Annotated in this window: 27 protein-coding genes; 13 read left to right on the top strand and 14 right to left on the bottom strand. The window is 63.6% G+C overall.

Features of this window, described 5'->3' with window-relative positions:
- Positions 1–19: 19 nt before the first annotated feature.
- The gene (locus BMY38_RS01300) at positions 20–1042 is read right to left on the bottom strand and encodes an aspartate-semialdehyde dehydrogenase (protein ID WP_092759039.1); all 1023 of its coding nucleotides are present in this window, start codon (positions 1040–1042) and stop codon (positions 20–22) included.
- Positions 1043–1143: 101 nt separating this feature from the next.
- Complete coding sequence (locus tag BMY38_RS01295; RefSeq protein WP_092759037.1) at positions 1144–2304, bottom strand: MFS transporter; 1161 nt, start codon at positions 2302–2304, stop codon at positions 1144–1146.
- A gap of 203 nt (positions 2305–2507) precedes the next feature.
- On the opposite strand from BMY38_RS01295, the gene BMY38_RS01290 reads away from it, so the two are divergent.
- Positions 2508–4250: an ABC transporter ATP-binding protein gene (locus tag BMY38_RS01290; protein WP_245737465.1), complete on the top strand. Its 1743-nt coding sequence runs from the start codon at positions 2508–2510 to the stop codon at positions 4248–4250.
- On the opposite strand, the gene BMY38_RS01285 is transcribed toward BMY38_RS01290, so the two are convergent.
- Entirely contained in the window at positions 4241–4930 is a 690-nt protein-coding gene (locus BMY38_RS01285) for a sulfotransferase-like domain-containing protein (protein ID WP_092759036.1), read from the bottom strand. The two genes, BMY38_RS01290 and BMY38_RS01285, sit on opposite strands and share 10 nt — an antisense overlap.
- A gap of 303 nt (positions 4931–5233) precedes the next feature.
- Between BMY38_RS01285 and BMY38_RS17825 the strand changes: the two genes are divergently transcribed.
- Positions 5234–6151: a hypothetical protein gene (locus tag BMY38_RS17825; protein WP_139204630.1), complete on the top strand. Its 918-nt coding sequence runs from the start codon at positions 5234–5236 to the stop codon at positions 6149–6151.
- Between the two features lie 112 nt (positions 6152–6263).
- Here BMY38_RS17825 and BMY38_RS01275 read toward each other — a convergent pair whose 3' ends face one another.
- Both BMY38_RS01275 and BMY38_RS01265 read right to left on the bottom strand, forming a co-directional pair.
- Positions 6264–7523, bottom strand: a complete 1260-nt coding sequence (locus tag BMY38_RS01275) for a D-amino acid dehydrogenase (protein WP_092759032.1) — start codon at positions 7521–7523, stop codon at positions 6264–6266.
- A gap of 1024 nt (positions 7524–8547) precedes the next feature.
- Positions 8548–9450: a D-amino acid aminotransferase gene (locus BMY38_RS01265; RefSeq protein ID WP_092759028.1), complete on the bottom strand. Its 903-nt coding sequence runs from the start codon at positions 9448–9450 to the stop codon at positions 8548–8550.
- Between the two features lie 84 nt (positions 9451–9534).
- On the opposite strand from BMY38_RS01265, the gene BMY38_RS18535 reads away from it, so the two are divergent.
- Positions 9535–9666 carry a hypothetical protein gene (locus tag BMY38_RS18535; protein WP_281243193.1) on the top strand — a complete coding sequence of 44 codons (132 nt, stop codon included), beginning with the start codon at positions 9535–9537 and terminating at the stop codon, positions 9664–9666.
- Here the strand turns inward: BMY38_RS18535 and BMY38_RS01260 are convergent.
- Positions 9663–9953, bottom strand: coding sequence for a YggT family protein (locus BMY38_RS01260; RefSeq protein WP_092759026.1), 291 nt, complete (start codon positions 9951–9953; stop codon positions 9663–9665). The genes BMY38_RS18535 and BMY38_RS01260 overlap by 4 nt on opposite strands.
- 112 nt (positions 9954–10065) lie before the next feature.
- On the opposite strand from BMY38_RS01260, the gene BMY38_RS01255 reads away from it, so the two are divergent.
- Genes BMY38_RS01255 through BMY38_RS01240 form a run of 4 tightly spaced genes read left to right on the top strand, consistent with a single transcriptional unit; the run spans position 10066 to position 13783 of the window.
- Entirely contained in the window at positions 10066–10629 is a 564-nt protein-coding gene (locus BMY38_RS01255; protein WP_092759024.1) for an acyl-CoA thioesterase, read from the top strand.
- A gap of 7 nt (positions 10630–10636) precedes the next feature.
- The gene (locus tag BMY38_RS01250; RefSeq protein WP_342707725.1) at positions 10637–12043 is read left to right on the top strand and encodes an MFS transporter; all 1407 of its coding nucleotides are present in this window, start codon (positions 10637–10639) and stop codon (positions 12041–12043) included.
- Positions 12040–12906, top strand: coding sequence for a penicillin-insensitive murein endopeptidase (gene mepA, locus BMY38_RS01245; RefSeq protein WP_092759020.1), 867 nt, complete (start codon positions 12040–12042; stop codon positions 12904–12906). The genes BMY38_RS01250 and mepA overlap by 4 nt, the downstream gene beginning before the upstream one ends.
- 19 nt (positions 12907–12925) lie before the next feature.
- On the top strand, positions 12926–13783 hold the full coding sequence (locus BMY38_RS01240) for an esterase-like activity of phytase family protein (RefSeq protein WP_245737464.1): 858 nt from the start codon (positions 12926–12928) through the stop codon (positions 13781–13783).
- Between the two features lie 137 nt (positions 13784–13920).
- Here the strand turns inward: BMY38_RS01240 and BMY38_RS01235 are convergent, their stop codons facing one another.
- The gene (locus BMY38_RS01235) at positions 13921–14766 is read right to left on the bottom strand and encodes an LOG family protein (RefSeq protein ID WP_092759018.1); all 846 of its coding nucleotides are present in this window, start codon (positions 14764–14766) and stop codon (positions 13921–13923) included.
- A 60-nt stretch (positions 14767–14826) separates the two neighbouring features.
- On the opposite strand from BMY38_RS01235, the gene BMY38_RS01230 reads away from it, so the two are divergent.
- Positions 14827–15750, top strand: a complete 924-nt coding sequence (locus tag BMY38_RS01230) for a threonine/serine dehydratase (RefSeq protein WP_092759016.1) — start codon at positions 14827–14829, stop codon at positions 15748–15750.
- On the opposite strand, the gene BMY38_RS01225 is transcribed toward BMY38_RS01230, so the two are convergent.
- The gene (locus BMY38_RS01225) at positions 15737–16192 is read right to left on the bottom strand and encodes a DMT family transporter (RefSeq protein ID WP_092759014.1); all 456 of its coding nucleotides are present in this window, start codon (positions 16190–16192) and stop codon (positions 15737–15739) included. The two genes, BMY38_RS01230 and BMY38_RS01225, sit on opposite strands and share 14 nt — an antisense overlap.
- A gap of 105 nt (positions 16193–16297) precedes the next feature.
- Here BMY38_RS01225 and dapD point away from each other — a divergent pair, with 105 nt between their 5' ends.
- Positions 16298–17122, top strand: a complete 825-nt coding sequence (dapD, locus tag BMY38_RS01220; RefSeq protein WP_092759012.1) for a 2,3,4,5-tetrahydropyridine-2,6-dicarboxylate N-succinyltransferase — start codon at positions 16298–16300, stop codon at positions 17120–17122.
- A gap of 21 nt (positions 17123–17143) precedes the next feature.
- Here dapD and BMY38_RS01215 read toward each other — a convergent pair whose 3' ends face one another.
- Positions 17144–17431: a DUF6525 family protein gene (locus BMY38_RS01215; protein ID WP_092759010.1), complete on the bottom strand. Its 288-nt coding sequence runs from the start codon at positions 17429–17431 to the stop codon at positions 17144–17146.
- Between the two features lie 122 nt (positions 17432–17553).
- On the opposite strand from BMY38_RS01215, the gene BMY38_RS01210 reads away from it, so the two are divergent.
- From BMY38_RS01210 to dapE, 3 genes are all read left to right on the top strand, one after another.
- A complete protein-coding gene (locus tag BMY38_RS01210; RefSeq protein WP_092759008.1) occupies positions 17554–17799 on the top strand; it encodes a GlsB/YeaQ/YmgE family stress response membrane protein in 246 nt (81 codons plus the stop codon).
- A 97-nt stretch (positions 17800–17896) separates the two neighbouring features.
- On the top strand, positions 17897–18265 hold the full coding sequence (locus BMY38_RS01205; protein ID WP_175495732.1) for a DUF8846 family protein: 369 nt from the start codon (positions 17897–17899) through the stop codon (positions 18263–18265).
- Positions 18262–19401, top strand: coding sequence for a succinyl-diaminopimelate desuccinylase (dapE, locus tag BMY38_RS01200; protein WP_092759004.1), 1140 nt, complete (start codon positions 18262–18264; stop codon positions 19399–19401). The genes BMY38_RS01205 and dapE overlap by 4 nt, the downstream gene beginning before the upstream one ends.
- A 58-nt stretch (positions 19402–19459) precedes the next feature.
- On the opposite strand, the gene yaaA is transcribed toward dapE, so the two are convergent.
- From yaaA to recQ, 3 genes are read right to left on the bottom strand one after another with little or no spacing between them, the layout of a single operon-like run.
- A complete protein-coding gene (gene yaaA, locus BMY38_RS01195; protein ID WP_092759002.1) occupies positions 19460–20230 on the bottom strand; it encodes a peroxide stress protein YaaA in 771 nt (256 codons plus the stop codon).
- 30 nt (positions 20231–20260) lie between these two features.
- Entirely contained in the window at positions 20261–20683 is a 423-nt protein-coding gene (locus BMY38_RS01190) for a DUF1801 domain-containing protein (protein WP_245737463.1), read from the bottom strand.
- Positions 20684–22717, bottom strand: a complete 2034-nt coding sequence (gene recQ / locus BMY38_RS01185; protein WP_092759000.1) for a DNA helicase RecQ — start codon at positions 22715–22717, stop codon at positions 20684–20686.
- 175 nt (positions 22718–22892) lie between these two features.
- Here recQ and BMY38_RS01180 point away from each other — a divergent pair, with 175 nt between their 5' ends.
- Complete coding sequence (locus BMY38_RS01180; protein ID WP_092758998.1) at positions 22893–23918, top strand: TRAP transporter substrate-binding protein; 1026 nt, start codon at positions 22893–22895, stop codon at positions 23916–23918.
- 70 nt (positions 23919–23988) lie between these two features.
- Here the strand turns inward: BMY38_RS01180 and rsmD are convergent, their stop codons facing one another.
- Together rsmD and BMY38_RS01170 are read right to left on the bottom strand one after the other, a co-directional pair.
- Complete coding sequence (gene rsmD / locus BMY38_RS01175; RefSeq protein WP_092758996.1) at positions 23989–24552, bottom strand: 16S rRNA (guanine(966)-N(2))-methyltransferase RsmD; 564 nt, start codon at positions 24550–24552, stop codon at positions 23989–23991.
- Between the two features lie 7 nt (positions 24553–24559).
- Complete coding sequence (locus BMY38_RS01170) at positions 24560–25768, bottom strand: NAD(P)/FAD-dependent oxidoreductase (RefSeq protein WP_092758994.1); 1209 nt, start codon at positions 25766–25768, stop codon at positions 24560–24562.
- Positions 25769–25778 lie beyond the last annotated feature (10 nt).

Here is a 25778-nt window from a genome sequence, read left to right as displayed (position 1 = left end):
GTCAGCCCTAGAAATGCACTCAGTGCTTCTTGAGCATCCGTTGGCCCAGCGTTTCCGCGATCTGAACGGCATTCAACGCGGCACCCTTGCGCAGATTGTCGGACACGACCCACAGGTTCAAGCCGTTGTCGATCGTGCTGTCCTGCCGGATGCGGCTGACGAACGTCGCGAAATCGCCGACGCATTCGACGGGCGTGACATAGCCGCCGTCCTCGCGTTTGTCGACGACCAGAACGCCGGGGGCATTGCTCAGGATCTCGCGCGCTTCGTCCTCGTCGAGGAAATCCTCGAACTCGATGTTGATCGCCTCCGCATGGCCGACGAACACCGGCACACGGACGCAGGTGGCGGTGACCTTGATCGACTTGTCGATGATCTTCTTGGTCTCGACGACCATCTTCCATTCTTCCTTGGTCGACCCGTCTTCCATGAAGCTGTCGATGTGCGGAATCACGTTAAACGCGATCTGCTTGGTGAATTTGGTGGCGGGCTTGTTGTCGACCGGGTTGTAGATCGATTTGGTCTGGTCCCACAGCTCGTCCATGCCCTCTTTCCCGGCACCTGAGACGGACTGATACGTCGACACGACGACCCGCTTGATCCGCGCACGGTCGTGCAGCGGCTTGAGCGCGACGACCATCTGCGCGGTCGAACAATTTGGGTTCGCGATGATGTTCTTCTTGGCGTAGCCGTCCACCGCCTCGGGGTTCACCTCCGGCACGACCAGCGGCACGTCCGCGTCGTAGCGGTAGAGCGAGGAATTATCGATCACCACGCAGCCTGACTTGGCGGCGCGGGGCGCGTGGATCTTGGTGGCGTCCGACCCGATGGCAAAAAACGCGATGTCCCAGCCGGTGAAGTCGAATTGCTCCAGATCCTTTGTTTTCAAGGTCTTGTCGCCAAAGCTCACATCCGTTCCCATCGACCGGCGCGATGCAAGCACCGTGATCTCGTCTACGGGGAACTGACGCTCGGCCAGGATGTTCAGCATTTCGCGACCCACGTTCCCCGTGGCGCCGACGACGACGACCTTGTAACCCATCTGATCTGTCCTTTGATTAACGGGCGGGGCCTATACCCGTGGACCTGTCGCGTAAAGGTAAGGGCGCAACACGATCCGTGATGCGTGGCATTCGGATCGCTCTAGTTCGTGTTGTCCGGTGCAAAGGCATAGACGATGCTCCCCGCCAGCAACGCCAGCGCGAACGCCCCGAACAACGTCTGATATCCGGCCACGCCGCCGCCCGATGCCGTGAACAGGGGCCCCGTCGCAAACTGCATCACGCCGACGCCGCCAATGGAAAACAGGTTCAGAAGCGTCACGCCGCGCCCCACCAGATGCGGAGGAAAGAAAGCCCGACCATGTGCCACGCAAAGCGCGTAGCTGGACCCAAGGAAGCCGACAGCCGCCAGCAGAGCCGTCGCCGCCACCAATCCCGGAACCGGCATCCACCACAGGACACCCAGGATCGCGGCTCCGGCCAGATTTCCTGCCAGCACGACGTATTTGCGTGTCCCGAATATCCGGTCGGCGGGGCCATAGGCAAAATTGCCGACAATCATCGCCAGTCCCATCACCAGCGTCACGGTGCCCACATATTCCGCGCCATAGCTGTCCGCGACATAGGGCCCGGCCCATAACCCGCGAAGGCCAGCCGCCGGGGCATAGTTCACCAACAGCATCGGCAGAATCGCCCAGATCGCCGGGATTTTCAGCACGTCCAGCAGCGATCCGCGTTTGCCCCCTTCGACCGTTTCGGGGTCGCGCACCAGCAGCAGGCAACCGACCGCCGTCGCCGCCGTCAAAACGGCCAATGTCGTCATCGCGCTGCGCCAGCCCACTATCTCTGCCGCCCAGCTCAGCGGCACAGATGCCGCGATATTGCCCAGCGACCCGACCCCGATCAGCACGCCCGCCAGTGTTGCAAAGATCGCGGGCCGAAACGTGCGCGCGAAGATATAGTAGCTGGCCATAAGGACCGGTGCGCTGCCCACACCGATCAGTGCCATCGCAAGATCGATCTGCCACCCGGCACTGGCGACCGCGAACAGGAGCGCGCCGCCGCCACCCGCTACGCCCAGCAACAGGGCCGCTGTCCGGCGTGGTCCGACGTGGTCCAGCGCCCAGCCGATCGGCAGTTGCATCGCGGCGAAAGCCAGAAACCAGATGCCCGATGCGCGGCTCAGATCGGCGGGTGTGACATTCAGATCGGCGGTCAGATCAGGTGCAAGAACGGCAAGGAAAGCGCGATAGAACTGGCTCAGCACATAGGCAAGCGTGAGGATTGCGATGCCAGACTTCATGTAATGTCCCCCCGTTTTGCCCGCCGTCGCATGTCCGCCCGCTTCAGCGCAAGTGCGATCGCTGTCCCGCCGGTCGCAGGTCAATTGCAATAGCCGATGCGCCACATTCCGGAATCTTCAGGGCGGAGACCGGGCCGCGACCTTGCCCGAACGCGCAAACGCGCGTTAGGTCGCGCCCTGATCTTCGTCGAAAGGCCCGGCCCTTGCCCTCAACCGTCCATCCTTTCGTCCGTCTGTGGCGTGGTTATCTGCGGCGTCACCTCTGGTGGATCCTGTTCGGTGCCTTCCTGATGACGGTCGAAGGCGGCACGGTCGGTGTTCTGGCTTGGATGCTGGAGCCGATGTTCGATCTGGTCTTCGTCGAAGGGCGCGCCAGCGCGGTGGTCTGGGTCGGCGCGGCGATCCTTGCCCTGTTCATCGTACGCGGCATGGCAGGCGTTGCGCAGCGAGTGGTGATGTCCAGGGTCGCCTACCTTGCGTCGTCCCGCATCCAACAGGATCTGCTGAGTCACGTCCTGCGTCTGGATGCGGCATATTTCAGCAGACATTCTCCCGGTCAGCTGATCGAGCGGGTCCAGGGCGACGTGCAGGCAATCCAGACGATGTGGGTGCAGATGATCACTGGGGTCGGGCGCGATGCCATGGCCCTGATCTCCCTGATGATCGTGGCGATCTCGGTCGATCCGGTCTGGACCGCCGTCGCCATCGTCGGTGCGCCGCTTCTGATCGCGCCAAGTCTGATCCTGCAACGCTATATCCGCCGCAAGGCTTTCCGCCTGCGCGACATCGCCGGGCGGCGCACGACGCGGTTGGACGAGATTTTTCACGGCATTACCCCCATTAGGCTGAATGCCATGGAAAGCTATCAGGAGGAACGATTTCGCCTGGCCACCGAAGATATGGTGCGCGCCGTGATCCGCACGCAGGCCGGGCAGGCGACCGTGCCCGCGCTGGTGGACTTCGCGATCGGGTTCGGATTCTTTGCCGTTCTTCTGTACGGTGGACCGCAGATCATCGCGGGCGAAAAAACGGTGGGCGAGTTCATGTCGTTCTTCACCGCAATGTCGCTGGCGTTTCAGCCCATGCGTCGTCTGGCGAATACGGCGGGGGCCTGGCAGACGATGAATGCCTCGCTGGAACGGATTTATAGCCTGCACGACACGGTGCCGACGATCATCGACCCGGTGACGCCTGCCGCCGCGCGTCCCGAGACAACCGAGATCGTCTTCGACGGGGTGACGCTGGCCTATGGCGACAACCCTGTCCTGCGCGGCGTGGATTTTACCGTGCCGGAAGGCACGACGACGGCGCTTGTTGGCCTTTCGGGGGCGGGAAAATCCACCATATTCAACGTATTGACCCGTATGGTCGATCCTGAATCCGGGGTGGTCACCATTGGCGGGCACAACATTCAGGATTATGCCCTGCGCGACCTGCGCGGCCTGTTCTCGGTCGTGTCGCAGGACACGCTGCTGTTCGATGAGACGCTGCGGGAAAACCTTCTGCTGGGGCGCGGCGACCTGTCCGAATCCCGGTTGCAGGATGCGTTGAAGGCGGCACATGTGACCGAATTCGTGTCGGAATTGCCGGCTGGCCTCGATACTCCTGCCGGGCCGCGCGGGTCGAACCTGTCGGGCGGTCAGCGGCAGCGTGTGGCGATCGCGCGGGCGCTGCTGCGCGATACGCCGATCCTTTTGCTGGACGAGGCGACAAGTGCGCTGGATACCAAGTCGGAGCGGCTTGTGCAGGATGCGCTGAACCATCTGTCGCAACGCAGGACGACACTGGTGATCGCCCACCGGTTGTCGACGATCCGCGAGGCGGATCAGATACTTGTGCTGGACAAAGGCCGTGTGGCCGAGCGTGGCACGCATGATGAACTGCTGGCGCAGGGGGGGCTGTATACGCAGTTGCATTCCATGCAGTTCGGCACCGATCAGACCTGAAGCGCGCGGGCTTTCATTGCGGTGTAGAATGGCAATGCGGCCTGGAGCAGATCATCGCGGTCGACGGCCGGCAGGGGACCTTCGGGGCCTGCGAACCCGGTCGATGCGTGAGCTGCGTTGTACCAGTGCGAGGCCCAGATTCCGTCGGCGGAATGCCCGCCTCCCGACCAGCTCAGCATAGCGGGATCGAAGGAAATTCCCACTTCGGAACAGAGCTTTGCCAGCATCTTCGCCGGGTCGTCCCGGAGGTCCGCGGTGTCGATGACAAGTCCCCCGACGCGATCGTAAAGCGAGGCCTGGGCGGCGAAGGCGATGTCCGATTCCGAGATGTCGTCGCGCTTGGCACCATAGCTTGCGATAACGCGGGCGGGGTGGCGGATCAGGTGCAGATGGACGGCGCCGCTGGCCCAGCCGAGGGGAAAATCGGGCAGCATGTGGTGGGCCATATGCTTCTGATAAGAATGTATTTTCGGTGGCTTGCGGCACAGGGCGGCAACTGCCACCGGGTCGGTCGGCTGGCTGGCCAGTATGGCATCGCGCATCGGGTGGTCGAGGCCGGTGGTGGCAAGGTAGGCGGCGTAGAACGGCTCGTCCATGACCTCGAAATCGGGGCGGTTTCCGAAAGCATACATCATCGCGGTGGAGAGGTTCCGGGGCCCGGACCAGGCGAGGATTTTCATGTCGGATTCCGTGGGTGAGGAAGGGGTGATCTGCGGGTGATCCACGTCTGACGTCACTGGGCGCACCGTCAAGGGCAAATTGGGGGAGGACGGTGCGGGAAAGGAATATTCCGTCCGGCCTGTGAGGTGTGAGATGTTATGAAGTGGAATGCCAGTTGCGCGGACTTAGCGGACTTGTGCAGGTGCGCCAATGACCGTTTCAGTGAATTTCTCCACTTTACGAAAAACACAAGATCAACGAAATTGCAGTTCGCTTTGCATCGAGCCATATAGTCTGGACTTAAGCCAAATCAGAGGCGCAGCATGGTTAGTGACTATCCAAACTGGCGTGAAGACGCCGCGCAATTCCTAGCGGAAAACTTGCCGAAAGCTTCGGACCGTCCGGGTTGGCACGATATGGCCTCAACGGCCTATCAAATCGGATGTATGGCCTTGGTCAAGCTAGGCTTTGCTGACGCAACAGATTGGGGAGCAATACCAAAGAATCCTCCTGAACAACCTGCGACAATGCCTCGATGGGACGACATCTGCATTTCTATCCTGTGGCTTGCGAACCAACAAAACAAGCTTTCATTCCGGTTGCCAGATGGAAGCCTCCCACCGACCCGCATAGGAAATGGTTTTGTCATTGCCATGAAAGATCCGCCGCCACCTCCAACCCCCAATATCGCCGCTCGTTTCGGGCTGGGCTGCGCGCTATGCGAACCCGATTTTCTGCAGATGCTTGAACGACTTGGCCTGATCTCGGATGGAAGCTGGACCAAGGAAGCGGAGTTCATACTATGGAGAACTTCACCAAAGAATTGGACCCTAGAGTTTCTTAGTGACGAGCGTTTTTTGGAAGCGGTGCAGAAGGCGGTTGCTACCATTCCTGATCACATAGCCGCCGAAATTTTAGAGCTAATTGTGATAAACGACAACCACATCGACGAGCTTATCATTTGGCATGAAGAGAAGATTGCCGAAGGACGTGATAAATACGGGCCAAAGGCGCGTCTGGGTGAGGTTCCATCAAGGAAGTATGCCCAACGGTCCCTCGAGTTTTCTCGCAGAAACGCCTTGGATTGGCTGTTCTTCCGCCATTGGAGAATTGATGATGGGTGGCTATCCGAGAAAGGTGCAGAATCCGCTATCGAAGTCTTTCACGATAGGCTTGCGATTTCGATGCGCAAATCTGTCTTAAAGCAATTGCACCCCGCAAAGTCTCAGTATTTTGAGTAAAGCCATCAATTTATCCTGACAGTTCCGATAGTCATGCGTTATGATTGCCGACATTCATGCAGCCTACAGCATCCGTCAAAATGGGCTCAGCGCGGACGTCCAGGCTATAACTCTACCCCGCGTATCGCGCCGCCGTCAGCCCATCGAAATCGATCTCGGGCGTCTTGCCCAGAACCACATCGGCCACGGCACGACCGGAGCCGCAGGCCATCGTCCAGCCCAATGTGCCGTGTCCGGTATTCAGGAACAGGTTGTCGTATTGCGACGGCCCGAGAACCGGCGTGCCGTCCGGCGTCATCGGGCGCAGGCCGGTCCAGCCCTCCGCCCGGCTCAGGTCGCCGCCCTTGGGGAAGAGGTCGCCGATGACATGGCGCACGGTGTCGGTGGCATGAGGCCCGAGCCGGTTGGAGTAGCCCGCGATCTCGGCGGTGCCCGCGACGCGGATGCGGTCGCCCAGCCGGGTGATCGCGACCTTGTGGGTCTCGTCCATGATGGTGGACTGCGGAGCGAAGGCGTCGTCGGTGACGGGCAGGGTCACGGAGTAGCCCTTGACCGGATAGACGGGAAGCTTCACGCCGATGGGGTTCAGCAGCCGGGGACCGAAACTGCCCAGCGCGCAGACATAGGCATCGCCGGTGATGCGCCCGGCGATTTCGGTGTCGACACCCGCGACCTTGCCGTCCTCGATGGCGATGGCGCGGATTGATTGGCCGTACTGGAATTCGACGCCCATTTCGGCGCATTTCTCGGCCAGCGCGACGGTGAACATCGCGCAATCGCCGGTGCGGTCGGCGGTCAGGCGCAAGCCGCCGACGAATTTGTCACGGGTTTCGGCAAGCGCCGGTTCGACGGCGATGCAGGCGTCGCGTCCGAGAATTTCGAAGGGGCTGTCGTATTCGGTGAGGATGTCCTGATCGGCCTGGCTGCCGCGCATCTGTTTCGCGGTGCGGAAGAGTTGCAGCGTGCCCTGTTCGCGGCCCTCGTAGTCGATGCCGGTTTCCGCGATCAACTCGGGCATCACGTCGCGGGAATAATTCGAGATGCGGACCATGCGGCCCTTGTTGATGCGGTAGCTTTCCGCGTTGCAGTTACGGATCATCTGCCAGCTCCACGACCACATGGTCGGGCTGATCAGCGGCCAGATGAACAGCGGGCGGCGTTTCATGAACATCCATTTGATCGCCTTGACCGGAATGCCGGGCGCGGCCCAGGGCGAGGTCATGCCATAGCTGAGTTCGCCCGCGTTGGCATAGCTGGTCTCCATCCCCGGCCCGGTCTGACGGTCGAGGACGGTGACATCCGCGCCGCCCTTGGCGAGGTAATAGGCGGTCGTGACGCCGATCACGCCCGCACCCATGACGATGACTTTCATGCTGGCTGTCCCCTTGCCCGTGTTGGGGCGAGCATGGGGGGTGGGGGGCGCGACGGCAAGGTGGGATGGTGGGGCGGGGGATTGGATGCTGGGGTCTCTTTGCGGGCCATGTTTGTCCGCTGTGCGGATGTCTTTCTCCACACTGCACAGCACAAACTTGAACGTCGCCGTGGCATTTTTTTGTGCAGCACCATTCAGCGATTATCTTCAATGCCATGCGACCATGAAAAATTTTGCGCCAAATCTAACCCGGCCGTGATAAAGTTCGAACCCGAACGACCTATTTTTTTGACCGTCGCAACCCAGTCTTAGCCAGTCAAAGCGGTCGAGTTCAATACATGACGGGCGCCACGATACTTTACAGTAAAGGAGGGAATGATTTTAGCATGAAATTTGGAGCGTTAAGCAACTGTTATAAAAGGAAACATAAGTATGTTAGGGCAACTTTCCACAGAAAAATACGAGGACCCGCGAGAGGTATTGAAAACTTTCCTCAATGACGTAGTGCAATTTCTTAACTTGGTGGCTATGAGGGAAGAGCCAAATTGGCGGCCTAAATTCCGGGAACATCTATTAGAGCCAATGCACGCAGCGTTAATGCCGCTTCGCAGCCATGCGGAAAGAGTGGAAGTAAGAATAGCGAATTTGAGTACCGAACAAATACGAGACCATGGCTTGGAAGGTTCAGAATTAACGTTTAAATTCTCAGTGATAGACGACGCATACTCGAATCGCGGTGGCGGTGGCGGCTGGAACTTTTGGGGTTGGAAGCGCCTAATCGAATCCCTTGATGTTTTGCTTGAGTCAATTCTATCGGCGACAGGGGCTGGGACCGGGATCTCGGAAATGAAGGACTATATTGGACTGAGTGTCGATGGGCCGTAATCGCCTCTTGGCGTAGCGCGCCATCCAAACATTGCTGATGATCCTTCCTTCGGGATCGCAGACGAGAAGACGACAGAGGAGGGGGAGTTCGGTCTCTGAGCAGACTACACAGTTCGTGTCAGCGGTCCTGGGCAGTGAATCAAGGCGTCACAAGCGCCTTATACAGCCCGCGCAGCCGCTCGGTCACCGGTCCCAGATCGCCCGTCCCGATGACGCGGCCGTCGATCATGCCGACGGGGGTCTGCGCGCCGAAGGTGCCGGTCAGGAAGGCCTCGTCGGCGCCGTAGGTGTCCACCAACGAAAAATTGCGCTCCCGCACCGGGATGTCGTTCGCACGGCACAGGTCGATGACCTTCTGGCGGGTGATGCCGTTCATGCAGTAGTCGCCCTTGCTGGTCCAGACTTCGCCACGGCGGACGATGAAGAAGTTGCAGGCGTTGGTGGTGTTCACGAAGCCATGCACGTCGAGCATCAGCGCCTCGTCCGCGCCGGCCTTTTCGGCGGCGATGCAGGCGAGGATGCAGTTGAGTTTCGAGTGCGAGTTGAGTTTCGGGTCCTGCGTCATCGGCAGGCCACGGATATGGGGCACGGTGGCCAGCGTGACGGGGCGCGGGATTTTCGGGCGCGAATGTTCCATGATGATGACCATGGTCGGCCCCTGGGTCGACAGGCGCGGATGCTGAAACGGCAGGCGTTTGACGCCGCGCGTGACCATCAGGCGGGCATGGGCGTCGGTGGTGAAATTGTTGGCGGCGCGGGTGTCCTCGATTGCCGCGATGACCTGCGTCGGAGTCATGCCGATATCGAGGTCGATGGCCTTGGCCGCGTCAAACAGGCGGGCGATGTGTTCGTCGATGAACGTCCAGCGCCCGTCGTAGAGGCGCAGCCCCTCCCACACGCCGTCGCCCAGCATGAAGCCGCTGTCGTAGACGCTGACGGTGGCCTCGGCGCGCGGTTTCAGCTTGCCGTTCACCCAGATCAGGATCGCGGCATTGCGGATATCGTCTTCGGCATCGTGGGTGCTGATCTTCGTGTCTGTCATGTGCGAAACGGTGCCGTCACGGGCCTGTGAATTGCAAGGGGGTAGCGCGCATTGGAAAGTGGTCGTGAACGACGGAGAAAGTCCATGAGTGTGCGACATGAAATTCGACTGACCTTGCTGGCAATCGCGATTCTTGCCGGATTGGCGGTGGAAAAGATGGAACGGCACGACGTCGCGGAATGCCAGGTCTGCGGCGTACGGATCCAGGCCCTTTAGAAGGCCACCGATCGCGCCGCGTCGCCCAGGATCATCTGCGCGATGATGATGCCGAGAAGAAACACCAGCGGTGCCAGGTCGAGCGCGCCGGTTGCAGGCAGAACGTTGCGGATGCGCGAATAGACCGGTTCGAGAATGCGGTTCAGCCCGTCCCAGAGCTGTCCGACGATGGGCTGATTCATGTTCAGCACGCCGAAATTGATCAGCCATGACATGATTATGTGCGCCACGGCGAACCACCACGCGACGTTCAGCAGCAGCAGCAGGATGTTGATGAGCGTCAGCATTGTGTCGGGCCTTTTCAGTGAAGTGCCCCCGATCTAAGGGCACGGGCCAGTCGGCGCAAGCTGACGCAGGGTTCGGGTTGACGCAAATCGGATCGGGGTAAAGACGGCGGGCATGTATCCGTTTCTCCGCCTCGCCTGGCAAATGGCGCGCGCCCGTCGCGCGACGCCGATGGGTGTGATGGACACGCAGGTGACACATCATCTGTGCCTGCCGTGGGATCTGGATGGTTTCATGGAGCTGAACAACGGACGCACCCTGACGCTCTATGATCTGGGCCGGTTTACCTCCGGGCAGCGTATCGGCCTTCTGGCGGCTTTGCGGCGGCGGAAGTGGGGGTTGGCGGTAGCAGGAGTGAGCGTGCGTTATCGCCGCCGGGTCACGATGTTCCAGCGGATCGAGATGCGGACGCGGATCGTGGGTTGGGACGAACGGTTCTTCTATATCGTTCAGTCGATGTGGGTGGCGGGCGAATGTACGTCGCAGGCTCTGCTGCGGACGGCGGTGGTAGCGAAAGGCCGGTCCGTGCCCACGGGTGACGTTGCGGCGGAATTGAACGTCGACACGGTGTCGCCTGACTTGCCCGCATGGGTCGCAGCCTGGATTGAAGCGGAGGGGACGCGCCCCTGGCCGCCGGAGGGCGTTTTGCCGGAAGGTCACGTGCCGCCGTCGATCTGACCCAAGTGTGCCACACCGCTGTTGCGCCGGTCTGATTTCCCGCCCAAGGTTCGCCGGTCGGCCTTGGGGAGAAGTCATGACAGACATCGCGCTTCGGCGCCGGGTGCGCGGCTGGATGATGTTCGACTTCGCATCGCAGCCCTACAACACCCTGCTGCTGACCTTCATCTTCAGCCCCTATTTCGCAAGCGCCGTGATGGACGATCCGGTCGCCGCGCAATCGGTCTTCGGACTGACGGTCGGGCTGGCGGGCTTTGTCATGGCGATTAGCGCGCCGGTTCTGGGAGCGATGGCCGACGCGTCGGGGCGGCATCTGATGTGGATCAAGATATTCTCGGTCCTGTATGTCGCGGGTGCGGCCAGCCTGTGGTTCGCTGTGCCGGGGGCGGATATGGTCTGGCCCATTTTGCTGGTCTTCGGCATCGGCCTGATCGGGATGGAATTCGCGACGATCTTCACCAACGCCATGCTGCCGACGCTGGGTCCGCGCGATGAGATCGGACGGATATCCGGATCGGGCTGGGCGCTGGGATATGTCGGCGGTGTAATCGCGCTGATCGCGATGCTGACGCTGTTCGCGGAAAATGCGCAGGGCGTGACCCTGATCGGCATCGCGCCGATCTTCGGACTGGACGCTGCCCTGCGTGAAGGCACGCGGTTCGTCGGGCCGTTCACCGCGCTTTGGTACATCGTCTTCATGGTGCCGTTCTTCCTGTGGGTGAAGCCGGTGCGCCGGGTCGCCACCACGCTTGTGCCGGCCGGTGCGGCCCTGCGTCGGCTGGCGACGACGCTCCGGTCGCTGCCGCAAAGGCCCGGCTTCGCAGCCTATCTGGGATCGTCGATGATGTATCGCGACGCCCTCAACGGGCTTTATACATTCGGCGGCATTTATACCGCCGGGGTGCTGGGCTGGACGGTGGTCGATATCGGGGTCTTCGGCATCCTGGCGGCCGTCACCGGCGCGATCTTCGCATGGCTGGGGGGGCGGGCCGACCGGGCACGGGGGCCGAAGCCGGTGATCGTGACCTGCGTGGCGATCCTGACTCTGGTGTCGCTGTTGGTGATCACTGTGACGCCGGGCACCGTTCTGTTGATCCCGGTGGCCGAGGGTTCGGCGCTGCCCGACATCGCGTTCTATGTTCTGGGCGCGGTGATCGGCGCGGCAGGGGGGGCGTTGCAGGCGTCCAGCCGGACGATGCTGGTGCGGCTGGTGGTCGTGGATCACGTGACCGAGGGGTTTGGATTATATGCGCTGGCGGGCAAGGCGACGGCTTTCATCGCGCCGCTGTCGATCGGATTCGTGACTTATATCTCCGGCAGTCAACAGATCGGAATCCTGCCGATCGTCGGTCTGTTCATAATCGGTCTGGTCCTGCTAATCTGGGTCAAACCCGAAGGAGAGGTCGCGCCATGATACGCCGGTTCCCCGTCACGTTTCTTGCCATCTGTCTGGCCCTTGCCACTGCCCCGGCCGCCCATGCGCAGCTGGCCAAGATGGAATTCAGCGGTGTGCGAGGGCCGTCCTTCCAGTCGCCGGAGCCGTTCGGCGGCTATTCGCGCGGGTGCGCCGCCGGTAATGTCGCCCTGCCCGAGACCGGCGAAAGCTGGCAGGCGATGCGCCTGTCGCGCAACCGCAACTGGGGGCAGCCGGAGTTGGTGGACATGGTGCAGGACCTGGGCCGCTACATGAAGCGTATCGGCTGGGGCGGCATCTATGTCGGCGACATGAGCCAGCCGCGCGGCGGCCCGATGCTGTCGGCACACCGCAGTCACCAGATCGGGCTGGATGCGGATATCTGGCTGTATCCGGCGACGGACATGACCCTGTCGCGCCGTCAGCGCGAGAATTTGTCTGCCGTATCCATGCAACGCGCCGGGGGCGCCTTCGTCAATTCGAACTGGTCGCGGGGGCAGCACGAACTGGTCAAGCGCGCGGCGCAGGACCCGCGCACGGCCCGGATTTTCATCTTTCCGGGTGCCAAGGTCCAGATGTGCAACGACGAGACGGGCGACCGGTCATGGCTGCGCAAGGTGCGTCCCTGGTATGGACATCATGAGCATATCCACGTTCGCATAAGTTGTCCCGACGGAGCGCGCGGTTGTGAAAATCAGGCCCCGCCGCCGCCCGGCGATGGCTGTGCCGAGGCGCAGTCCTGGGTGGACGATATTCTGAACCCGTCGCCGCCGGACCCGAATGCCCCTGCCGCGACCCCGCGCCCGGAGTTGAGGCTGGCCGATCTGCCCCGGCAATGTGCCTCGGTCCTGTCGTCACGCTGAACGAAGGTCGGATGCAATCATGAATATTCTGCGTCTTGCAACGCTGTTGGCAGCGATCGCCACTGTACCCGCGTCCGCCGCGACGTTTCTGGGCAATTACGTCTGGAGACCGGACTTCGACGGTGCCGGGGGGTATTCCGCGATCTGGCTGGACCCGGAAGGCCCCGGTGTCCTGCTTTTGTCGGACAGGGGCCATTGGGTGCGCGGCACGGTCACGCGCAACGCGGCGGGCGCGATTTCCGACATGACGATCAGGGATCGCGGGCCGCTTTTGCGATCGACCGGCGACGACCTGAAGGCCGACGAGACGGATGCCGAGGCCGTGGCCTTCGCCGATGGCGCGTTCTACGTCGCCTACGAAGGCATGCACCGCGTCATGCGGCACGACGATATCGCGGCACCGCCGTCGCGAATGGTGCAGGCGGGCGCCTTCGAAGGGTTGCAGACCAATTCGGGGCTGGAGGCATTGGCGGCGGATGCGGCGGGAAACCTCTATGCGATCCCGGAACGGTCCGGGGTGCTGACCCGACCGTTTCCGGTGTTTCGCTTCGACGGCGACGTGTGGACACAACCGTTCGACCTGCGCCGGGATGGTCGGTTTCTGGTGTCGGGTGCCGATGTCGGGCCGGATGGGCGCCTATATGTTCTGGAACGCGACTTCGCGGTGTTGGGCTTTCGCACCCGCGTCCGAAGTTTCGACCTGACAGGTCAGGACGAGCGGCTGGAATTGCAGACCGGCATCGGCACACATGACAATCTGGAGGGCATAGACGTCTGGCGCGATGCCGAGGGGCGAATGCGGGTGACGATGATTTCCGACGACAACCTCAGGCCCCTCATCCAGCGAACGGAGTTCGTCGACTACCTGTTGGACTAGGGGCGATGCCGCCGCTGCGCGGTTCCCCCAGGATCATGTGTAAGGTATTGCCACCCTTCTCGCCTTTGCGAGGATTGGGCGGTCGGTTTTTCGGATCGCCATCCGCAAGCTGGTGACGGGCGCGGGGCCCGGACTATTCAGCGGTGCCATTCGCGGCGGGTGCGGGGGTGGGGCCAGTCCTTCAGCAGCGCGAGCGCGTCCTCGGCGGTATCGACGAAGCGGAACAGCTCCAGATCGTCGGGACCGATGGTGCCTGCCTCCTGCAGCGCGTCCCAGTTTATGATGCTGCGCCAGAAGCTTTCGCCGAACAGCAGGAACGGCACGCGCTCCATCCGTCCGGTCTGGATCAGGGTCAGCGCTTCGAACAATTCGTCCAGCGTGCCGAAGCCTCCGGGAAATACGCAGATCGCGGCAGCGCGCACCAGGAAGTGCATCTTGCGGATCGCGAAATAGTGGAAGTTGAACGACAGGTCGGGCGTGACGAATTCGTTCGGGGCCTGCTCGTGAGGCAGCACGATGTTGAGACCGATGCTGCGCCCGCCGGCATCCATCGCGCCGCGGTTTCCCGCCTCCATCACGCCGGGGCCGCCGCCGGTGACGATGACATTTTCGCGCCCGCCCGATGTCGCCATGGATTGTTCGGTGACCAGCCGGGCGAAAGCACGGGCTTCGTCGTATTGCGCGGTCAGGTCGCGCAGGGTCTGGGTGCGGGCGTCGGCCCGGTTCTCGGGGCGCGGAATGCGCGCACCGCCGAACAGCACGACAGTCGAGGTGATTTCCGCCTCGTCCATCAGGAGCGCGGGCTTGAGCAGTTCAAGTTGCAGGCGGACGGGACGCAATTCTTCCCGGCACAGGAAATCCTCGTCCACGAAGGCCAGACGATAGGCCGGATTGCGGGTCTGGGGCGTGTCGGGGACGGTACGGGCAGTCTGCCGGTCTTCACGTGCATGAGGCAGGGGATGTTGGCGATGGGCGTCGGTCATGGGTCGTCCTTGCATCCGGAGGTTCGGGGCGGTGTAACAGGCCGAACGGGGAGGCGCGACATGGATTGGCAGAGCGAGATCGAAGATGCGCGGAGGCGGATTGCCGGGCATGCGCGCGTGACACCTGTGGCGCGACTGGAACCGGGCGGGTTCGACGTCGCGGTGAAGCTGGAACAGATGCAGCATACCGGCAGCTTCAAGGTGCGGGGCGCGTTCAACACGCTGCTGTCGGTCGATGTGCCGTCCGCCGGGGTCGTGGCGGCGTCGGGCGGCAATCACGGGGCGGCGGTGGCATTCGCGGCGAGGCGATTGGGGCACCCGGCGCATATTTTCGTGCCCGACGTGGCGGGCGCGGCCAAGATCGGGTTGATCGAACGGGCGGGGGCGACATGCCACGTCATCCCCGGTCTGTATGCCGATGCGCTGGAGGCGGCGCAGGCGCATGAAGCTGCGACCGGCGCGATGCAGATTCATGCGTATGACTCCGTTCCGACGGTGGCGGGGCAAGGCACCTGTTTCGCGGAATGGGAGGAGCAGGGGCTGGACGCGGACACCGTGCTGATCGCGGTCGGTGGTGGCGGATTGGTTGCCGGGGCGCTGGCGTGGTTCGGCGGGCGGCGGCGCATCGTGGCGGTGGAGCCGGAACAGTCGCGGGCGCTGAATGCGGCCCTGACAGCGGGCGCGCCGGTCGATGTGGAAGTGTCGGGCGTTGCGGCCAATGCGCTGGGCGCGCGGCGGATCGGAGACATCTGTTTCGATCTGGCGCGGGAAGCCGACAGCGTGACGGTCCCGGATGCGGCCATCACGGAGGCGCAGGCGATGCTTTGGCGCGAGGCACGGCAATGGGTCGAACCGGCGGGGGCCTGTGCGCTGGCGGCGTTGGTCAGCGGGGCTTACACCCCTGAGCCGGGTGAGCGTGTGGCGGTCCTGATCTGTGGCGCGAATCCTGCGCCCGACCCGGTGGACGCCCTCAGAACCGGCTGAGGATCAGGCCGCCCGCGACCATCAGCAGGGCCAGCACCCGCGTCGGCGTGATTGCGTGGACGGGGGCGGCAAAGGCCCCGATCGCGTCGAGAACAAGTGCTGCCGACAATTGTCCCAGCAGGAGTGCCGCGAAGGCCGTCAGGATACCGATGGTGGGCACGGACCACAGCATCGACCACACAACCACCGTGCCCAGCAGCCCGCCGGCCCAGTACATCGGCGACACCGACATGGCCCGCGTAAGCGCGCGCCCCTCGCCCAACACGAAGGTCAGCACCAACAGCGCCGCGAAGCCGACGCCGAAACTGATCGTTGCCGCCGCCACGCCGCCGCCGATGCCCTTACCGAGGGCCGCGTTGAGCGGTGCCTGAATGGCAAAGCCCACACCGGCGACGAAAACCACGAGGATCGGAATGAAAAATGCGGGGGACAGGGTCTGCATCGAAAGCTCCTGGGACGGGGCGGGATTGCCCCGGCAAGGGGTGGGCGATATGCACGCCGCAGTCAATTGATGCCAACTCATGCCGCCAAACCGAAGGGCCCCCCGATGTCGAACGAACACCTCGAGTCCGCGATCGAAGCCGCCTGGGAGGAACGCGACCAGATTACGCCGCAGACAACCGGTGAGACCCGCGATGCGATCGAGGCGACGCTGGATGCGTTGGACAGCGGCAAGCTGCGGGTGGCCGAGAAGCAAGGCGCGGATTGGCACGTCAACCAGTGGGCCAAGAAGGCGGTTCTTCTGGGGTTCCGCCTGAAGGATATGGAATTGCAAACCGGCGGGCCGCAGGGGGGCAGCTGGTGGGACAAGGTCGACAGCAAGTTTAACGGCTGGAACGCCGCCAAGTGGGAATCGGCGGGCTTTCGCGCCGTGCCCAGCTGCATCGTGCGGCGGTCGGCCTATATCGCGCCGGGCGTGGTGCTGATGCCGTCGTTCGTGAACCTTGGGGCCTATGTCGACAGCGGCACGATGGTCGACACCTGGGCCACGGTCGGCTCCTGCGCGCAGATTGGCAAGAACGTACATCTGTCCGGCGGCGTCGGCATCGGGGGCGTGCTGGAGCCGATGCAGGCCGGGCCGACAATCATCGAGGACAATTGCTTCATCGGGGCGCGGTCGGAAGTCGTCGAAGGCTGTATCGTGCGCGAAGGTTCGGTACTGGGAATGGGCGTGTTCATCGGCAAGTCCACCAAGATCGTCGACCGGGAGACGGGCGAGTTCACCTATGGCGAAGTGCCCGCCGGGTCGGTGGTCGTCGCGGGTTCGATGCCATCGAAGAATGGCGTGAACCTGTACTGTGCTGTTATCGTCAAGAAGGTGGATGCGCAGACGCGGTCCAAGACGTCGATCAACGAGCTGTTGCGCGACTGAATAGATCGGGGCGGCATCGGGTCAGGACGGGTCGAGGCCGTCTTTCTTGATGGCCGCCTGTTCCAGCGCGTCCATGTAGGCACGGGCGGAGGATGTCCGGCCGAGGCCTTTCCACAACCCCCTGCGCCAGGCCCTGCGGGCCGAGACCGGCGACCATTGCAGCCGTGCACCCGCCAGCCAGTCGCGCAGTGCGGGCGGCAGGGCGTCGTATTCGGCCATCAGGCGGCGACGGTCGCGGGCCTGAGCCTGCGTGCCAGCGGACGTGGTGGCGGGCGGAATGGCAGGTGGCGGTGTCGGGCGCGGTGACATGGTGCAGAGATGGGTTGCCAGAGGTGACCTGTCAAATAGCCTCGCAAGAGGCGGTCGGGAACCAGTTGGGCGCGGGCGGCGTTTCCTTCTGACGCACACAACCACAAAAAGGGGGCCGTATCATGGGTCTTGGGATTATCGCATCGATCATCGTTGGCGGTCTGGCTGGCTGGATCGCCAGCATGATCATGAAGGCCGATACCGGTCTGTTCATGAATATTATTCTGGGTATCGTCGGGGCCGTGGTCCTGAACTTTATCCTGGGCTTGATGGGCATCTACGCCGCAAACAGCTGGATTCCGCAGTTGTTCGTCGGAATCATCGGTGCCAGCATCCTGATCTACGGGGTCCGCGCCGTCCGAAGCTGACGCCACGTCTGTCATTGTCGAACGCCGTCCCCTGGGGCGGCGTTTTACGTTTCCGGTCCGGTTGACAAGGCCGGTGCCGCGACGGACACCGAACCCCATGTCCGAGAAGAAACCCAAACGCCCGCATTTCGTCTATACCCTGCTGGTCGAGGTCGGTCGCAAGACCGGCGATGGCCTGCCCGACGGTGCCACGGGGGCCGCCCTGATGTGTTACGCCAGTGGCGTGGACGAGGATGAGGCGGTGCGCGAGACCGTCGCCGTGCTGAAGACCGCGGACCTGAACGTGCTGGAGGTGACCGGATATGGGTCGCTGGAGGAGCGGGAGGGCGAAGGCCACGACATCGAAGTCGACGAGCGCAAGATGATGGCACGTGCCCTGCGCGAGAATTCGGTCGTGGTGGCGCAGACGACGGTGTTCCGCGAGGGCGACGAGAATGATGACGAAGACGAGGGCGACGACGCATGATCGACCCCGTTGACCTGACGGCCCGGCTGGTCCGCTGCCCCTCGGTCACGCCCGACGAAGGCGGCGCGCTGGTCCTGCTGCAGACGCTGCTGTCGGATGCCGGGTTTGCCTGCACCCGCGTCGACCGGGGCGGGACCTCCAATCTTTATGCGCGCTGGGGCGACAAGGCGCACGCGCGGACTTTCGGGTTCAACGGTCATACCGACGTCGTGCCGGTCGGTGACCTGGCGGCCTGGACGAAAGACCCGTTCGGGGCCGAGATCGAGGAGGGCTGGCTGTACGGACGCGGCGCGACGGACATGAAATCGGGCGTCGCGGCCTTTGCCGCCGCCGCCGTGGATTTCGTGACCGACACGCCGCCCGACGGGGCCGTCGTGCTGGCCATCACCGGCGACGAGGAGGGCGATGCGACCGACGGGACCGTTGCCCTGCTGGACTGGATGGAGGCCGAGGGCGAGCGGCTGGATGTCTGTCTGGTGGGCGAGCCGACCAGCCCCGATCACATGGGTCAGATGATGAAGATCGGGCGGCGCGGGTCCATGACCGCGTGGTTCACGTTTCGCGGCACCCAGGGACATGCCGCCTATCCGCACAAGGCGCTGAACCCGCTGCCCGCGATGGCGCGGCTGATGGCCGATCTTTCCGAACATGAACTGGACAGCGGGACCCGGCATTTCGATGCCTCGACTCTGGCGGTAGTGACGATGGACGTGGGGAACGCGGCCACGAATGTGATCCCGGCGGAGGGTCGCGCGACGGTCAACATCCGCTTCAACGACGCGCACACCGGGGCCGGGATCACGAACTGGCTGCGCGCCGAGGCAGACCGGATGGCGCGAGAGACCGGCATTGCGATCGACATGCGCGTCAAGATCTCGGGCGAGTCGTTTCTGACACCGCCGGGACCGCTGTCGGATCTGGTGGCGAAGGCCGTTCAGATCGAGACCAACCGCACGCCGGAGTTATCGACCACTGGTGGCACATCGGACGCGCGTTTCGTCAAGGATCACTGTCCGGTGGTGGAATTCGGACTGGTCGGCCATCGGATGCACGCCGTTGACGAGCGGGTGCGGGTCGAGCAGATCGAGCAGTTGAAGGCGATCTATCTGCGGGTGCTGCAGGATTACTTCGCCTGACGTCGGGCGGTGCGGCCGTCGGGCCTCGGGCGGGAATATTTCCGCAGCCAAGACGTGTTCAGGCAGCCTTGGCCGCCTGGTCGGGGCGCAGGAAAACCGGGCGGTTCGGGGCCGATCGGTCGGGTTGATAGGCATAACCGCCAGTCGTGAAACCGCGCAGGTCCGCCGGGTCGGTCAGGCGGTTGTCGACCACGAAGCGCGCCATCGCGCCGCGTGCCTGTTTCGCGAAGAAACTTATCATCTTGGGTCCGCCGGGTTTGTCTTCAAGGAAGCTGGGCGTGACGACCGGCAACGCGAGGGTTCCAGTCCGGACCGCGCCGAAATATTCCTGACTGGCGCAGTTGAGCAGGTGAGTCGCGCCGCTTTCCGCCGCATCGTCGTTCAGGACAGTGGCGATTCGATCACCCCAGAAGGCGTAAAGGTCCTTGCCGCGCCGCGTCGCCAGCCGACTGCCCATTTCCAGGCGATACGGCTTCAGAGCGTCGAGCGGGCGCAGCAGGCCATACAGGCCGGACAGAATGCGCAGATGCGTCTGGGCGTGGCGCAGGGCGTCGTCCGTCAGGGTTGCGGCGTCAAACCCGGTATAGGTATCGCCGTCAAAGGCGAAGATCGCGGGCTTTTCGGGTGCGATGTCCCAGTCGCGGAAACGGTCGCGGTTCAGACGGGCAAGCTTTTCCGAAATACTCATCAGGTCCTGCAGGTCCCTGATCCCCTTCCGGCGCGCGGTTCGTACCAGACTTGACGTCTCCTCGGGGAACCGCGGCGGCGTCGGGGCGATATCGACCGGATCGAAATCGAGGGATTTAGCGGGGGAGAGGACAGTCAGCATTGGCGGAGTTTAGGCGGCATGGCCGCAGGCTCAACCCCGTTTGCGATGATAGGTCAAAGCGTCGCGGATCAGCAGGCGGAGGGGCGCATCGGGCAGCGCGCTACCGGGGGCGAAGATCACGGCGCGGGTGCCTTCGGTCGTCAGCGTGTCGGGGAAGGTCTGGCGGAAATCGGCGATCAGGCTGGTCTGGCAATGCACGAACAGCGCTGTGCCGCTGGGCTTGGATATACCTAGTCGGACTGCCGTGCCGATACGGGGCGCCGCGGGCAGATAGGCGGGCTGGCCCCATTTCAGCGTTTCAGTCAGCGGGCCGAGGTCGGGGATTTCGGCGGCGGTCGCGAAGATCAACGCTCGAAGACGCAGCAGGTCGACGCAGGCTGCATCGGGAAAGGCACCGAAAACCTGCGCGACCGCGTCGGTCTGAAACGGCGGATCGACGGGTATGGCCATCATCTAGGCTTCCCGCAGGATTTCGAGGAACGCCTCGCCGAACCGCTCGGCGTGGCGATCACCCAGAATGCGGGTGATGTCCGCCGCATCGGCGCGGGCGCGGGCGACTTTGGCCAGTTGCGAGGACGAGCAGGTCATCGGCTTGTCGGTCCCGGTATCGCCACGGGTCAGATCGTTCTGCACCGATAGAAGCTTGTCGTAAATTTCGCCCTCGCCCCGCCCGGCCAGCTTGCGGCGGGCGGGGTGGACGGGGTCAGGGGTTTCGCCGGTCAGGACTGACAGGAATGTCGCGCCGTAGCGCTCGAGTTTGGTCGCACCGACGCCCGAGATTCCGGCCATGGCATCCAGTGTCGCGGGACGCGTTTCGGCCATTTCGATCAGCGTCCTGTCAGTGAAGACGACATAGGCGGGGACGCCCTGCGCTTCGGCCAGCGCGCGGCGCTTGGCCTTGAGCGCCGACAACATGGGGGCGTCCTCATCGGACACCAGTTGCTTGACGGCCGGGCGGCGCTCGGCCCGCGTGATCGTGTCCTTGCGAAGAGTGACGCTGGCCTCGCCGCGCAGAATCGGGCGTGCCGGATCGGTCATCCGCAGCGCGCCGTGGCGTTCGCCATCCGGGCGCACCAGATCAAGGCCCATCATCTGTCGGAAGATCGCCTGCCATTGCGGTTTCGGCGTATCTCGGCCCGCGCCCCATGTCGGCAGGCTGTCGTGGCCGAAACGGCGGGTCTTGTCGGTCTCCGTTCCGGTCAGCACGTCGACCAGATGACCGGTGCCGAAGCGTTCATCGGTCCGCAGCATGGCCGACAGCGCCTTGCGCACCTCGGTCGTGGCGTCGAATAGTTCGGGGGGTTTCTCGCAGAGGTCGCAATTGCCGCAGGGCGCGGGCGTTTCGCCGAAATAGCCCAGCAGGGTCACGCGGCGGCAGATCTGCGCCTCGGCCAGACCCAGAAGCGCATTCAGGCGGGTGTGGTCGGCGGCGCGCATCTCCGGTGGGGCCAGACCTTCGTCGATCTGCTGGCGGCGGTATCGGATGTCGTCGGCCCCGAACAGAGTTAGCGTATCGGCGGGGGCACCATCGCGACCGGCGCGGCCGATCTCCTGATAGTAGCTTTCGATCGACTTCGGCAGGTCGGCGTGGGCGACCCAGCGAATGTCGGGCTTGTCGATGCCCATGCCGAAGGCGACGGTGGCGACGACGATCAGACCGTCTTCCTGTTGAAACCGCCGTTCGACGTCGCGCCGGTCATCGGCGTCCATTCCGGCATGGTAGTGGCAGGCGGCATGGCCGTCGTCGCGCAGGGCGCGGGCGATGCCCTCGGTCTTGGACCGCGTGCCACAGTAAACGATGCCCGACTGGCCCTTGCGCGCGGCGGCGAACGAAAGGATCTGGCGGCGCGGGCCGTCCTTGGGCTGGAAGGTCAGGGTGATATTGGGCCGGTCGAAGCCGTGCAGGAACACCTGCGGTTCGTCCGCAAACAGGCGGCTGGCGATCTCGGCGCGGGTTTCGGCATCGGCGGTTGCCGTGAAGGCGGCAAGAGGCACGCCAAGTGTTTGCCGCAGCGCACCGATGCGCAGGTAATCGGGGCGGAAATCGTGGCCCCACTGGCTGACGCAATGGGCCTCGTCGACGGCGATCAGCGTACAGTTGGCGCGTTTCAGCATCCGTTCCGTACCGCCCGAGGCCAGACGTTCGGGGGCAATGTAGAGGAGCTTGAGCGACCCGTCTTCGATGGCCTGCCAGACGGTTTCGGTCTCCTCCTCGGTGTTGCCCGAGGTCAGGGCACCGGCATTGACGCCCGCCTCCTGCAGGGCCCGCACCTGATCGCGCATCAGGGCGATCAGGGGTGAGATCACGACAGTCAGCCCGTCGCGCACCAGTGCGGGCAATTGGAAGCACAGGGATTTGCCGCCCCCTGTCGGCATGATCGCCAACACATCGCGCCCGGCGACGACGGCATCGACTATCTCCTCCTGACCGGGGCGGAAGGCGTCGAATCCGAAGATGGAGGGCAGAAGGTCCCGGGCGTCGGGCATCGCGGCTTTTCCAGATTGGTTTTTGCCGGACTCCCATATGCCGAATCCGGAAACAAGAGGGCAACGGGAGGATAGTAAGAATCGATGACATGAGAATCGTTCTCAAATTTGCCTTTCGCGGTGCTACAGGCGGTGGTAAGTAAGGGGCCCTGACGCAAAATATGGGGGACCTACGATGTCCATCCTTCGCACTGCCCTGATCGCCCTGACATTCGCCACCCCACTCGCGGCCCCAGCGCTGTCGCAGGAAGTTACGCTGCGGTTCCAGCATTTCGTGAGCCCGAATTCGGCCAATCCGAAGTATTTCATGCAGCCCTGGGCCGATGCCATCGAGGAGCAGTCGAACGGTCGCATCAAGGTCGAGCTTTATCCCTTCATGCAGCTGGGCGGGTCGGCTCCGAACATGTATGACCTGATCGCGGATGGCGCGGTCGATGGCGGCTGGGTCATTCCCGGCTACCAGCCCGGTCGGTTCCCCGAGGCCGAGGCACTGGAGCTGCCGTTCATGACGCCCAAATCCGCGGAAACCGCATCGCGTGCGGCCTGGGCCTTCACCGAAAAATACCTGATGGACGATTTCGCCGACGTTCAGATCATCGCGGCGCACATGCACGGACGCGGTCTGGTCCACAAGAAGGGCCCGGCACCTGAATCGGTCGCGGATTTCAGGGGTCTGAACCTGCGTGGCCCGTCCCGGCCAGCCACGCTGTTGCTGGCCAAGCTGGGCGCAAACCCCGTCGGAATGCCCGTCCCGGCCTTTCCAGAGGCGCTGGCCAAGGGCGTGCTGGACGGCGGTGTCATCACATGGGAGCAGGTCCCCTCGCTGAAACTGGACGAGTTGACGGACAGCCACACCGACGTCGCGGGCGACCAGTCGCTGTACAACCTGTATTTCATCTGGGCGATGAACAAGGCCGTCTACGACGGTCTGCCGGACGACCTGAAAGCGGTGATCGACGCGAATTCGGGTCTGATGGCCTCGGCCTGGGCGGGGCGCGCGCACGACCTTGGCGACGCCGAGGGACGTCTGGTGGTCGAGGCGACGGACAACCAGATCGCGACCCTGTCGACCGAAGTCACCGCCGAGATCGTGGCCCTGGGCCAGGAGGTCACGGCCGACTGGATCGTCGAGATGACGGCCAGGGGGCTTGATGGAGCCGGATTGGTGGCGGATGCGCAGGCGTTGATGGCGGCGGAGTGATCCGGACGGGACGCGGGGGCCAGCCCCCGCACCCCCCGGGATATTTCGGCCAGGAGGAAGGCGCGGCGGCCTATGGGTTCGCCAGCCCTTTTTGCGATCGGGCCAGGGTGACGAAGGTATCGCCATAACGCCGCTGGTCGATTGGGGTCAGGTCGGAGAGGGTCGGGGGCATCGACTCCTCCCAGACGATGAGGGCGTCTTGGGCCAGCCAGCCGCCGGTCCGCAGTGCCGCGATGGCTGTCTCGCCAAGACGTTGCCCATAGGGTGGATCAAGGAAGATCAGATCGTGGGCCGTGCCGTCGCCCGGCCTGCGCGCATCGCGGGCGATGATACGTGCGTCGGCGCCAAGCAGCGCTATGTTGTCGCGCAGGATCGCCAGCGATTTGCGCCCCTGTTCTATGAAGGTGGCGGACGCGGCCCCCCGGCTGAGCGCCTCCAGCCCCAGTGCGCCGGTGCCGGCGAAGACGTCGAGAACACGTGCGTCGGTCAGCACATCGCCATGGCCGCCGTTGACCAGCAGATTGAAAATGGACTCGCGGACGCGGTCGGTGGTCGGGCGCAGATGGGCTGCCGTATCGCCCTTGCCCACCGCGGTCAGGCGACGGCCGCGCCACGCCCCGCCGATGATCCTCATGCGCGGCTCACATCAGGTCCTTGATCGGGGTCGATCCGTCGGCGACGGCCCCCGCGTCAGGGGAGCGGCCCGACTCGATCAGGCGCTTGCCGACCATATAGGCGCGCGGATCGTTCATCGCGTCGACGGCCAGCAAGGTGTCGCCCTTGAAATACCAGTGCGACCGACCGCCGCCCGTGGGGGTGCCATCGCGAACGATTACGTGATCGAAACCGGTGTTCAGGCCCGCGATCTGCAGTTTGACGTCGTATTGATCGGACCAGAACCACGGTTTGGCGACATAGGCTTCGTCCGCTCCCAGCACGTTACGGGCTACGACCTCCGCCTGATCGATGGCATTGGGGACGGATTCGAGCCGGATGCGCCGCCCGCGCCACGGAAAGGAACAGCAGTCGCCCGCCGCCCAGATGCCGGGAGCGGAGGTGCGCCCGCGGTCATCCACCGCGATTCCGTCATTCACTTCCAGCTTTGCTGCCTTGGCCAAGTCGACATTGGGCGCGACACCGATGCCGCAAACCACGGCATCGACCTTGAAACTGGTCCCATCCGACAGGACCGCGCCGCTGACGTGATCGGACCCGGTGAGACGGGCCAGAGCCGCGTCCTCGATGATTTCAACGCCTTCGGCCCTGTGACGGTAGGCGAACCAGAGCGCCGTATCCTGGCAGGACACCCGACTGAGAATTCTTTGGGCCGCCTCAAGCAGCGTGACGCGCATGCCGCGTTTGCGGGCGACAGCGGCGGCTTCCAGACCGATATAACCGCCGCCGACGATAAGCAGGTGGCCGTCCGCGCGGATATGCGGCTCCAGCGCGTCGATATCCGCGAGCGTGCGCACGGCGAAGACGCCCGGCAGATCGCCCCCGATGTCGGCGGGCAGGCGGCGCGGCGTCGACCCGGTGGCGAGGATGATGGTATCGCAGGTTTCAGTTCCGCCTGTGTGGGTCAGGGTCATTGCGACGGGGTCCAGCGCGGTGATCCGGGTGCCTGTGTGAACCTCCACCCGCTGGTCGTCATAGAAAGATGCGGGCCGCAGATGCAGCCGGTCGCGCGTCATCTCGCCCAGCAGGTAGGCCTTGGACAGCGGCGGGCGCTGATACGGCAGTTCCGCCTCATCCCCCCAAAGAGTCAGGCGTCCGTCGAAGCCCTGCTTGCGCAGCGTCTCGACCAGGGTGGCCCCGGCCTGACCGGCACCGATTACGGCAATGTGCTGCATGTCGTTCCCT

Origin of the sequence: Jannaschia helgolandensis (assembly GCF_900109285.1) — a bacterium.
Lineage (GTDB): Bacteria > Pseudomonadota > Alphaproteobacteria > Rhodobacterales > Rhodobacteraceae > Jannaschia > Jannaschia helgolandensis.
Note: the sequence above shows the minus strand (reverse complement) of the source record. Positions and strands in the feature narration are given on the sequence as shown.